The 10,279-nt window shown below is 74.4% G+C and carries 9 protein-coding genes and 2 pseudogenes; 8 read left to right on the top strand and 3 right to left on the bottom strand.

Going from position 1 to position 10,279, the window contains the following annotated elements; genetic code table 11:
* From AA75_RS49085 to AA75_RS05935, 5 genes are all read left to right on the top strand, one after another.
* On the top strand, nucleotides 1–974 hold a 974-nt coding region (locus AA75_RS49085), incomplete at its 5' end, for a hypothetical protein (protein ID WP_033818702.1).
* A 5-nt stretch (nucleotides 975–979) separates the two neighbouring features.
* Nucleotides 980–2,020, top strand: a complete 1,041-nt coding sequence (locus AA75_RS05950) for a cupin domain-containing protein (RefSeq protein WP_051811907.1) — start codon at nucleotides 980–982, stop codon at nucleotides 2,018–2,020.
* The gene (locus tag AA75_RS05945) at nucleotides 2,017–3,390 is read left to right on the top strand and encodes an MFS transporter (protein ID WP_051811906.1); all 1,374 of its coding nucleotides are present in this window, start codon (nucleotides 2,017–2,019) and stop codon (nucleotides 3,388–3,390) included. Before AA75_RS05950 ends, AA75_RS05945 begins: the two co-directional genes overlap by 4 nt.
* A 130-nt stretch (nucleotides 3,391–3,520) precedes the next feature.
* On the top strand, nucleotides 3,521–3,754 hold the full coding sequence (locus AA75_RS05940; RefSeq protein ID WP_033818701.1) for a hypothetical protein: 234 nt from the start codon (nucleotides 3,521–3,523) through the stop codon (nucleotides 3,752–3,754).
* A 111-nt stretch (nucleotides 3,755–3,865) separates the two neighbouring features.
* On the top strand, nucleotides 3,866–5,485 hold the full coding sequence (locus tag AA75_RS05935) for a metallophosphoesterase family protein (RefSeq protein WP_033818700.1): 1,620 nt from the start codon (nucleotides 3,866–3,868) through the stop codon (nucleotides 5,483–5,485).
* Nucleotides 5,486–5,564: 79 nt separating this feature from the next.
* On the opposite strand, the gene AA75_RS05930 is transcribed toward AA75_RS05935, so the two are convergent.
* A complete protein-coding gene (locus AA75_RS05930) occupies nucleotides 5,565–6,044 on the bottom strand; it encodes a peroxiredoxin (protein WP_033818699.1) in 480 nt (159 codons plus the stop codon).
* 132 nt (nucleotides 6,045–6,176) lie between these two features.
* On the opposite strand from AA75_RS05930, the gene AA75_RS05925 reads away from it, so the two are divergent.
* Both AA75_RS05925 and AA75_RS05920 read left to right on the top strand, forming a co-directional pair.
* A complete protein-coding gene (locus AA75_RS05925) occupies nucleotides 6,177–7,115 on the top strand; it encodes an AraC family transcriptional regulator (protein ID WP_233288938.1) in 939 nt (312 codons plus the stop codon).
* A gap of 100 nt (nucleotides 7,116–7,215) precedes the next feature.
* Complete coding sequence (locus tag AA75_RS05920) at nucleotides 7,216–8,043, top strand: carbohydrate-binding protein (RefSeq protein ID WP_033818698.1); 828 nt, start codon at nucleotides 7,216–7,218, stop codon at nucleotides 8,041–8,043.
* Between the two features lie 31 nt (nucleotides 8,044–8,074).
* Here AA75_RS05920 and AA75_RS05915 read toward each other — a convergent pair whose 3' ends face one another.
* Entirely contained in the window at nucleotides 8,075–9,286 is a 1,212-nt protein-coding gene (locus AA75_RS05915; RefSeq protein WP_033818697.1) for a pyridoxal phosphate-dependent aminotransferase, read from the bottom strand.
* Nucleotides 9,287–9,384: 98 nt separating this feature from the next.
* Here AA75_RS05915 and AA75_RS05910 point away from each other — a divergent pair.
* A pseudogene (locus tag AA75_RS05910) lies at nucleotides 9,385–9,738 on the top strand (winged helix-turn-helix transcriptional regulator); the annotation flags it as partial.
* Nucleotides 9,739–9,791: 53 nt separating this feature from the next.
* Here the strand turns inward: AA75_RS05910 and AA75_RS05905 are convergent.
* A pseudogene (locus AA75_RS05905) lies at nucleotides 9,792–10,279 on the bottom strand (MerR family transcriptional regulator); the annotation flags it as partial.

Here is a 10,279-nt window from a genome sequence, read left to right as displayed (position 1 = left end):
CCCGGGACCTGCTGGACCGCCCGGTCGGCGACGACCCCGAGCCGCTGTTCGTGGCGGCCAACCTGGTGGCCCTGGTGCACTTCCGGCTCGGCCGCCCCGACCGGGCCCGGGCCCTGTGCCACGCCGAGATCGCCTACGCCCGCAGCCGTGCCCGCACCCATGGCGGGACACCGGCCAGGCTGGCCGCCTTCGCCCTCCAGCCGCAGGTCAACCTGGTCCGGATCGAGGGCTACGCGGGGGACCTCGACCGGGCGCTGGCCGGGCTGGCCGCCCTGGAGCGGATCGCCGACGGCGAGCGGGCGCACACCGAGGACGTCGACTGGTGGCCCGAGGACGTGGCCGCCGACCCGGCACTGGCCCGTCAGGTCCGGGCGCTGGCCCGCAACATCCGGGTCAGCGACACCTGCAAGATCCTGCACCGCCGGGGGCGGGCCGACCTGCTGGCGGGCGCCGCCGCCCGGCTGACCGCACGCTGGCCCGCCCTGGCGTCCCAGGGCGTCCAGCACGCCGCCGAGGCCCCCTGGCTGCTGGGCGCCGACACGGCCGGGGCGCCCGGCCCGACCGCCCTGGCCGACCCCGACCCGATGGCCCGGCGCCTCGCGGTGGTCAGGACCCTGCAGCTGGCCGCGCACGCGGCCGGCCGCGGGCAGCGCGAGCGGGCACTCGACCTGACCGGCCCGCTGGTGGAGGCGATCGGCGAACTGCCCGGCCCCTGGGCGTCACCCCTGACCGTGCCGCGCTGGTGGGCGGTGCTCGGGGCGACCCTGCAGCGGGCCGGCCGCGAGCAGCAGGGCCGGATCCTGCTGCGGGCGGCGCTGGCCGAGGCCCGCGGGGACGCCCCGCTGGTCCGCGGGGCGCTGCTGCGGCTCGGCGAACCGGCCCCGCCCCGCACCCATGACCTCGGGCGGCTCCCCGAGGTGACCCGGCAGCTGCACCTGGCGCTGGCACCGGTCCGCAGCCGGGCGGGGGTGTGAGCGCGATGGCCACCGGCCTGGCCCGGCTGGTCGGTACGGCCGACCGCCTGGAGAGCGCCTGGGAGAGCCGCCCGTTCGTCGCGGTCGCGCTCGGCTCGTTCTCCGACGTGTTCGACGCGCGGACGGCGGAGCGGCTGATCCACACCACCGGTCTGCCGCTGCCCTCGGTGCGGCTGTTCCGGGACGGCGAGGAACTGCCCGCCGCCCGGGTCGGGCGGGGCCGGGAGCGGACGGCCGGGCGCCGGGAGCCCCTGGTGGACGGCCGCGCGGTGGAACGCGAGGTCGCCGCGGGGGCCACCCTGGTCCTGGAGGAGCTGCAGACGTACTGCCCCCAGGTCGCCGCGTTCTGCCGGGAGTTGACCGCCGAGACCGGCTTCGCCACCTACTGCGCGGCCTTCCTCACCCCGGCCGGCGCGCGCGGCGTCGCCCCGCACTACGACACCGCCGGTGTGCTGGTGCGCCAGGTGCACGGCTCCAAGCGCTGGCGGGTGTCGGCCCCCACCGAACGCTGGCCGGTCCGCGAATGGTCGCCCGCCCGGCCGGGGCCGGAGCCCGAGCCGCTGCTGGACGTGGTGCTGCACGCGGGGGAGTGCCTGTACATCCCGCGCGGGTTCGTCCACGTCGGCGACGCCACCGAGGAGGCGTCGGTGCACCTGTCGGTGGCGCTGCGCCCGGTCACCTGGGGGGCGGTGCTCCGCCCGCTGGTCGAACGGGCGCTGGCCGCCGAGGAGTTGCGCGAGTGCCTGCCGTACGGCTTCCACCGGCTCGACCCGGGCGGCTTCGAGGAGCTGCTCGCGGCCAGGGCGGCGGCGCTGGCCGGCCGGCTGGCGGCCGAGCTCGCCGGGGCCGACGCCAAGGAGGTCTCGGCCCGGCTCCGGCCGGAGCGTACGGACAGCGCGCCGACCGGCGGCGGGTCACTGCTGCGCGCGCTCACCCACTCGGGCCCGTCCCGCCCGGCCCCGCACCACCGGACACCACCGCACCCGGCCCGGCAGCACCACGTCCGCAGCGACCCCGCACCGCACCGCCCTCGGGAGACGAGATGACCGACACCGTGCCCGCCGAGGCACCGCCGCAGCCGGCCGCCGGCCTGCGCCACAACCGCAACTGGCACCGGCTCTGGCTCGGCCAGGCGGTCTCGGTGGTCGGCGACTTCGTGTTCGACACCACCGTGCTGCTGTGGGTCGGCACGGTGATCGCCAAGGGCCAGAGCTGGGCCCCGGCCGCGGTCAGCGGCGTGCTGCTGGCGGCCGCGCTGCCGACCCTGCTGGTCGGCCCGGTCGCCGGGGTGTTCGTGGACCGCTGGGACCGCCGCCGCCTGATGCTGGCGACCGACGCGCTGCGCGCCGTGGTGATCCTGGCGCTGCTGCTGGTGCCGCTGGCGGGCGACCGGATCCCGGCCTGGCTCGCCCTCGCGCTGGTCTACCTGGCGGTGGCGGTCTGCGCGGGCGCCGGGCAGTTCTTCAACCCGGCCCGGCTCGCGGTGATCGGCGCGGCCATCCCCAAGGCGGACCGCACCCGGGCGTTCGGCCTCTCCTCGGCCACCGGCAGCGCGGCCGGGATCGTCGGCCCGCCGCTGGCCGCGCCGCTGCTGTTCGCGGCCGGGGTGCAGTGGGCGCTGGTGGCCAACGCACTGTCGTTCGTGCTGTCGTTCCTGCTGATCAGGTCGCTGGTGGTGGCACCGACCGAACGCCCCGCCGACCGGGGCCCGTCCACCTTCCGGGCCGACTTCCGCGAGGGCGTCAGCTTCTTCGTGCACAACCGCGTGCTGATGGCGCTGCTCGGCTCGGTCTGCGTCTACACCCTGGGGGTCGGCGCGCTCAACGTGCTGGACGTCTTCTTCGTCACCGACAACCTGCACTCCGCCGCCTCCTGGCTGGGCACCCTGGGCGCGGCGTTCGCGGTCGGCACCCTGCTCGGCGGGCTGCTGGCCGGCGCGGTCTCCGGCCGGATGGGCGACCACCGGATCTACTGGCTCTGCCTGGTGGCGACCGGCGCGGGGGTGCTGCTCTACTCGCGGCTCACCGCGCTGCCGCTCGCGGTGGTGGTGATCGCGCTGATCGGCGTGCCGGTCGGCGCCGTCAACGTGGTCGTCGGCCCGCTGCTGCTCGGGGTCACCCCGCAGCACCTGCTGGGCCGGGTGGTCACCGTGATCGGGCCGGTGCAGCAGCTGGCCGCGATCTCCACCATGGCGCTGGCGGGCTTCCTGGCCAGTACGGCGCTGCGCGGCCTGGACCTGCGGGTCGCGGGCGTGCACTTCGGACGGATCGACACCATCCTCGCGGTGGGCGGACTGTTCATGGTGGCCGGCGGGGTCTGGGCGGCCCGCCGCCTGCGGCCGGCCGGACCGGAGGCCCCGGAGCAGGAGCAGGAGCAGGAGCAGGAGCCGGGGACGGCGGCCGCCGGGGCCGCCTGACGCCGGACACCGGGGCCCGCCGTCCGTTCTCCGTTATCGGGCCCCGGCCCGCGGGTCTCCGTGGGCGTGGACAGCAACCCCGACCTCCGCAGCGTGCAGGCCCCCGGCCGTCCGGTCGGAGGTGAGCGGCGTGCGCGATGAACGCGTCTCGTTCGAACGGCATCCCAGGGACGGCGAACTGGCCCGGGACACCAGCACCGGGCGGGTGGGCAGAATCGTCTGCCAGGAGGTCCACACCGACCGCTGGACCGAGCGGGTCACCCGTCGGCTGGTCCATCTGCGGCCGGTCGGCGGGGGCATCGAGTGGACGGCGGACCCCTCGGTGCTACGGCCCGTCACCATGCCACCCGGTCACGGCGAGTGACCGCACTTTGCGAACACATGGACAAATCTTGCGGTCCGTCAGACCCGCCGGTAGTCGCTCGTTCACCGAATGTCCGTGTACCTGCCACCGCGCGCTGGGAACGTCTCAGCCATGGATATCCCTCGCATGGGCGTGCCCGAGAAGCTCGCCGACCGCATGAGCATGGCCGAGCAGCACGAGTACCTGCGCAGCACGTTCTCCCGCCGCAAGCTGCTGCGCTCCAGCGCGGTCACGGTCGGTGCGCTGGCCGTCGGCGGCGCGCTGGGCTCCGGCACCGCGTACGCCGACCCGGCGGCGCCGGGCCGCAGTGTCACGGACGGCATCGACGGCGCGCTGGTCGCGCCGGTCGGCCGCCACCTCGCCTTCGGCGCCGAGCCGGACCGCCAGATCCGGATCTCCTGGCAGGTGCCGGCCGCGGTGAAGAAGCCGTTCCTGCGCTACGGCAAGCACCCGTGGGACCTCAGCCACAAGGTCGAGGCGGAGGTGCGGGCGCTGCACACCCCCGCGCTCACCCCGACCGGCCAGGCCGTCGACCAGTACTACCTGCACGTCAAGCTGGACCACCTGGACTCCGACACCACCTACTACTACGGCGTCGGCCACCAGGGCTTCGACCCGGCCTCACACCAGGCGATCTCGACCCTGAGCACCTTCCGCACCGCCCCGGAGCGCTCCTGGCGCTGGGGCCGCCCGTTCGCGCCGTTCACCTTCACCGCCTTCGGCGACCAGGGTGTCAGCGCCCACGCGGCCGGCAACGACCACATCATCCTGGCCCAGAAGCCGTCGTTCCACCTGCACGCCGGCGACATCTGCTACGCCGACCCGGCCGGCTCCGGCCAGGACTCCGACAAGTCCGTCTACAACGCCCTCACCTGGGACGCCTTCCTGGCCCAGACCGAGACGGTCTCCTCGAAGATCCCGTGGATGGTCTCCTACGGCAACCACGACATGGAGGCCTGGTACTCGCACAACGGCTACGGCGGCGAGAGCTCCCGCTTCTTCCTGCCGGAGAACGGCCCGGACCCGCGCACCGCCCCCGGCGTGTACTCCTTCAAGTACGGCAACGTCGGCGTCATCTCGCTGGACGCCAACGACGTCTCGTACGAGATCCCCGCCAACCTCGGCATCACCGCGGGCAAGCAGACCAGCTGGCTGGACCGCAAGCTGCGCGAGCTGCGCCAGGACGACACGGTGGACTTCATCGTGGTCTTCTTCCACCACTGCGCCTTCTCCACCACCCACCAGCACGCCTCCGAGGGCGGCGTGCGCGAGGCCTGGGTGCCGCTGTTCGAGAAGTACCGGGTGGACCTGGTGATCAACGGTCACAACCACGTCTACGAGCGCACCGACGCGATCCTCGGCAACAAGGTCTCCAAGGCGGTGCCCAGCGGCGCCACCGTGGAGCCCGCCAAGGACGGCGTGGTGTACGTCACGGCGGGCGCGGCCGGCCGCAGCCTGTACTCCTTCGACGCCCCCGACACCTACGAGGGCCACGAGCACCGCGTCGACTCGGTCGACACCTACCACTTCGCCAAGGGCGGCGTGAAGGTCACCGAGACCGTCGAGTGGTCGCGGGTGCGCTACACCGGCTACTCGTTCATCAAGGTCGACGTCGCCCCGGCGCACCCGGGCCGCACCGCGACCATGAAGGTCACCGCGCTGGCCGAGGACGGCACGCAGGTCGACCACTACACCATCGCCCGCAAGGCGGGGGAGTGCTGGGGCCGCTGACCCCACGGCCGGAGCCCGGGCGCCGTCTCCCGTACGGGGGTGCGGCGCCCGGGCTCCGGCGTGTCCGGGCCCGGCCGGTTCAGCCGAGCGCGGCCAGCTGCTCGGCGAGGGTGTCGCTGTGCTGGAAGGTGAGCCCCATCAGTGCCACGTGCTTCCAGCGCACCGAGCCGTCCCCGTCCAGGATGAACACCGACCGCCGCAGGCCCAGGCCCGGCACCGCGATGCCGAAGGCCGTGGCCACGGTGCGCCCGGTGTCGGCCAGCAGCGGGAACGCCAGCCGGTACTTGCGGGCGAAGGCCTCGTGGCTGTCCAGCCCCTGCGGGCTGATGCCCCACACGGTGGCGCCCAGGCCCTTGAAGCGGTCAAGGTCGGAGGTGTACGAGCAGAGCTGCTTCGTGCAGACCGCGGTGTCGTCGCCCGGGTAGAAGACCAGCACCAGCGGGCCGCCCTTGGCCTCGCCCAGCCGGTAGTCGCGGCGCTCGGCGACGTCCCCGTCCAGGACCAGGCCGGGCAGGGTGAACTCGGGTGCGGGGGAACCGATCTCGGGCTGCTTGGCCATCGTGGCGTCCTTCTCCGTGGGGGGCGGGGGAGCTGCGTCGTCCGCGATGCTACCCGTCCGTAGCCCCGGCGGAAGGGGGCGCCGGGCCGGGCCGCCCTGGACGGTGCCCGGGCGGCGGGCGAGACTGCTGCGGTGACCGACCTGCGTACCCTCCGGCCGCCCAGGAACCAGGTGCCGCTGCACGACCTGGAGGTCCCGGCGCCCGGCGTGCTGCCCTTCGCCCTGGGTTCCTTCGACACCATCGGCCCGCTCTCCCGGGCCGCCTTCCCGCACCGCCACTCCTTCCACGAGGTCGTCTACGTCACCGAGGGCCGCGGCACCCACGTCCTGGACCTGGTGGAGTGGCCGCTGGAGCCGCCGCAGCTGTGGGTGCTGCTGCCCGGGCAGGTGCACCACTGGGCCGGTGCCCACGGCCTCGACGGGTGGGTGCTGCTGTTCAACGAGGACTTCCTGCTCAGGCACCCCGAGGACGCCGGCCTGCTGCGGGTACTGGCCGGCCGGCCCTGGCTGCGCCCGGACCGGGCCCAGGACCGCGCGATCACCGGCCTGTTCGGCGAGATGCTGCGCGAGCACCAGGCCGGCGAGCCGGGCTTCCCCGGGGTGCTCCAGGCGTACCTGCACGTGCTGCTGGTCCGGGCGCTGCGGGCGTCCGCCCCGGCGCCGTCCGGCCGGCCGGTGGCACCCCGGGCCGCGGAACTCGCCGACCGGTTCGGCCGGTTGATCGCCGACCCGGACCGCGCCGACCGCACGGTCGGCTCCTTCGCCCGTGAACTCGGCGTCTCCACCGGCCGGCTGCACGAGCTGGTCAAGGAGGCCACCGGACGCACCCCGGCGCTGCTGATCCGCCGGCAGCAGATCCTGGAGGCCAAGCGGCTGCTGGTGGCCACCGAGCTGACGGTCCGCGAGGTGGCCGCCGGAGCGGGCTTCCCCGACCCGTCCTACTTCTGCCGGTTCTTCCGGCGCGAAGTGGGTCTGACCCCGGGGGAGTTCCGGGCCAGGGCCGGAGGAAATCACCACGATCCCGGGGCCAGGTCCATCGACGGCTGCCCGGCCGAGCCCGTACCTTCGTAGCCGATCCCCCACCACACCGCCCTGCCGGGGCCCCCACCATGACCCCCACGTGTCATGACCCTGGCAGGGCGGCCCCGGCCCGACCGAAGGAGAGTCGACCGTGAACCCGTCGAACCCCCACGACCCTCTGCGGCAGCAGCAGTTGAGCCGCAAGACGCTCCTCAAGGCGGCGGTGCTGGCCGGCGCCACCCCGCTACTGGCCGGCGGCGGCGTCGCCCTCGCCAGGGACACCGGCGCCACCCCGCCCGCGCTCACCCCCGCCTGCGACGACGGCGACCACCCCACCGTCGAGCAGACCGAGGGCCCGTACTTCAAGCCCGGCTCCCCGCTGCGCACCTCGCTGGTGACCGCGACCACCCCCGGCACCCGGCTCACCGTCACCGGCTACGTCTTCGGACGGGCCTGCCGGCCGGTCCCCGGCGCGCTGCTGGACTTCTGGCAGGCGGACACCGACGGCGCCTACGACAACACCGGATTCACCTTCCGCGGCCACCAGTTCACCGACGCCCGCGGGGCGTTCACCCTCACCACCGTCGTACCCGGCCTCTACCCGGGCCGCACCCGGCACCTGCACGTCAAGGCGCAGGCGCCCGGGGGCCGGGTGCTCACCACCCAGCTGTACTTCCCGGGCGAGCCGCGCAACAGCACCGACACCATCTTCGACGCGGCGCTGCTGATGAACGTCCGCCAGGCCGGCCCGGCCGAGGAGGGCAGCTTCGACTTCGTGCTCGACGTCGCCCAGCCGCCCTCGCCGTCGCCCACCCCCTCGCCGACCGGCGCGCCCGGCGGCGGCTGGCAGGCGGGCACCGCGTACCGTGCGGGCGACCCGGTCACCTACGGCGGCGTGTCCTACCGCTGCCTGCAGGGGCACACCGCGATGGCCGGCTGGGAGCCGCCGAACGTCCCCGCCCTGTGGCAGCGCCGCTGAGCGCCGCCCCCCGGCCCGGGCCGGGGGCCGGCTACTGCCGGTAGGTGGCCAGGAAGCGGCCGATCCGGCTGATGGCGGTCTCCAGGTCGTCCGCGCGGGGCAGGGTGACGAAGCGGAAGTGGTCGGGGCGGGGCCAGTTGAAGCCGGTGCCCTGGACGATGTGGATCTTCTCGCGGAGCAGCAGGTCCAGCACGAACCGCTCGTCGTCGACGATCTTGTGCACCGCCGGGTCCAGCTTGGCGAAGGCGTACAGGGCGCCCTTGGGCTTGACGCAGCTGACGCCGGGGAGCTCGTTGAGGGCGCGCCAGGTGACGTCGCGCTGCTCGGTGAGCCGGCCGTTCGGCAGCGTGAGGTCGTGGATGGACTGGTGGCCGCCGAGCGCGGCCTGGACGGCGTACTGGGCGGGCACGTTGGGGCACAGCCGCATCCCGGCCAGCATGGTGAGGCCCTCCAGGTAGTCCCGGGCGTGCTGCTTGGGACCGGACACCACCAGCCAGCCGCTGCGGAAGCCGGCCACCCGGTACGCCTTGGACAGGCCGTTGAAGGTCAGGGTGACGACGTCGTCGGCGAGCGCGGCCAGGCAGTGGTGCTCGACCCCGTCGTAGAGGATCTTGTCGTAGATCTCGTCGGCCAGCACCATCAGGTCGTGCCGGCGGGCGAGCTCGAGGATGCCCTCCAGCAGTTCCTTCGGGTAGACCGCGCCGGTCGGGTTGTTGGGGTTGATGACGACGATGGCCTTGGTGCGGTGGTTGATCTTCGCGGCGATGTCGTCGAGGTCCGGGTACCACTCGGCCTCCTCGTCGCACAGGTAGTGCACGGCCTTGCCGCCGGCCAGTCGGACCACCGCGGTCCACAGCGGGAAGTCCGGTGCGGGGACGAGGACTTCGTCGCCGTCGTCGACCAGCGCCTGGACCGCCATCTGGATCAGCTCGGAGGCGCCGTTGCCCAGGTACACGTCGTCGACGGTCACCCCGGTGACGCCGCGCTGCTGGTAGTACTGCACCACGGCGCGGCGGGCCGGCAGGATGCCGCGCGAGTCGCTGTAGCCGTGGGCGTTCGGCAGGTTGCGGATGATGTCCTGGAGGATCTCCTCCGGCGCCTCGAAGCCGAACGGCGCCGGGTTGCCGGTGTTCAGCCGCAGCACCGTGTGCCCGGCCTCCTCCAGTGCGTTGGCGTGGTCGACGACCGGGCCACGGATCTCGTAGCACACGTCCTTCAGCTTGCTGGACTGGCGAAACTCCATCAGCGGCCTCCCGAACCGTCACCGCGCCACACCGGCGGATGCTTTGTTCTACCAAGTAAGCACTTGGAAAGTCCAACCTATTGGCTATGCTGATCCACATGTCACGCCGAAGCTACGACCAGTACTGCGCCGTCGCCCGCGCCCTGGATGCGGTGGGCGAGCGCTGGAGCCTCCTGATCGTCCGCGAGCTGCTCGGCGGCCCGCGCCGCTACACCGACCTGCACGCCGACCTGCCGGGCGTGTCCACCGACATCCTGGCCGCCCGCCTCAAGCAGCTGGAGGGCGAGGGCCTGGCGGTGCGGCGCAAGCTGGAGCGGCCCGCCAACGCGACGGTCTACCAGCTCACCGAGCGCGGCCTGGCGCTGCGTCAGGTCGTCGAGGCGCTGGCCGACTGGGGCCTGCCGGAGCTCGGCGAGCCCCGGCCGACGGACGCGGTCCGCGAGCACTGGTTCACGGCCGCGGAGCGCGGCGGTACGGGCGGGGCGCGGACGGGCCCGGCGGAGCTTCAGGCGGCCGGACCGGCCTGAGCCGCCGAGGCCCGCACCGCGTCGGCCAGTTCGCCGACCAGCCGGGCGTGCAGCGCCCCCATGTCGGGCGCGGGATCGCTGCTCAGCACCGCCGCGTTGCTCCAGTACTCGCCCATGTGCGGGTCGGGCCCGGTCAGCCGGCCGGCCAGCACCCGGCGGTAGCCGGGGGAGTCGGTGACCCCCTCCGCGCCGGCGTGCGCGGCGACGAAGCAGTCCAGCGCGTCGGGGGCCCGCCGGCCCGCCAGTGCGTACGCCTCGCCCAGTCCTTCGTAGTACAGCCGGGCCCGGGGGCCGCAGGTGCCGGCGCCGGCCGACCGGACGGCGGCCGCGGCGGCGCGGTCGGTGGCCAGCGCGTGCAGCCGGGCGTAGGCCAGCGCCTGCTCGGGGGTGGGCGCGCCCGGCAGGTCGGGGACGGCGGCGTCGATGATGCCGGCCACCAGCCGGGCGGGCAGCCGCAGCGGCAGCA

This window comes from Kitasatospora sp. MBT63 (genome assembly GCF_000710465.2).
GTDB lineage: Bacteria > Actinomycetota > Actinomycetes > Streptomycetales > Streptomycetaceae > Kitasatospora.
This window is presented reverse-complemented; position numbering and strand designations above follow the sequence as displayed.

Coding starts and splice junctions, on each gene's coding strand:
- AA75_RS05930 (WP_033818699.1), bottom strand. CDS start 6,044: ATGGCCAAGCAGCCCGAGATCGGTTCCCCCGCACCCGAGTTCACCCTG.
- AA75_RS05915 (WP_033818697.1), bottom strand. CDS start 9,286: ATGGAGTTTCGCCAGTCCAGCAAGCTGAAGGACGTGTGCTACGAGATC.
- AA75_RS05945 (WP_051811906.1), top strand. CDS start 2,017: ATGACCGACACCGTGCCCGCCGAGGCACCGCCGCAGCCGGCCGCCGGC.
- AA75_RS05950 (WP_051811907.1), top strand. CDS start 980: ATGGCCACCGGCCTGGCCCGGCTGGTCGGTACGGCCGACCGCCTGGAG.
- AA75_RS05935 (WP_033818700.1), top strand. CDS start 3,866: ATGGATATCCCTCGCATGGGCGTGCCCGAGAAGCTCGCCGACCGCATG.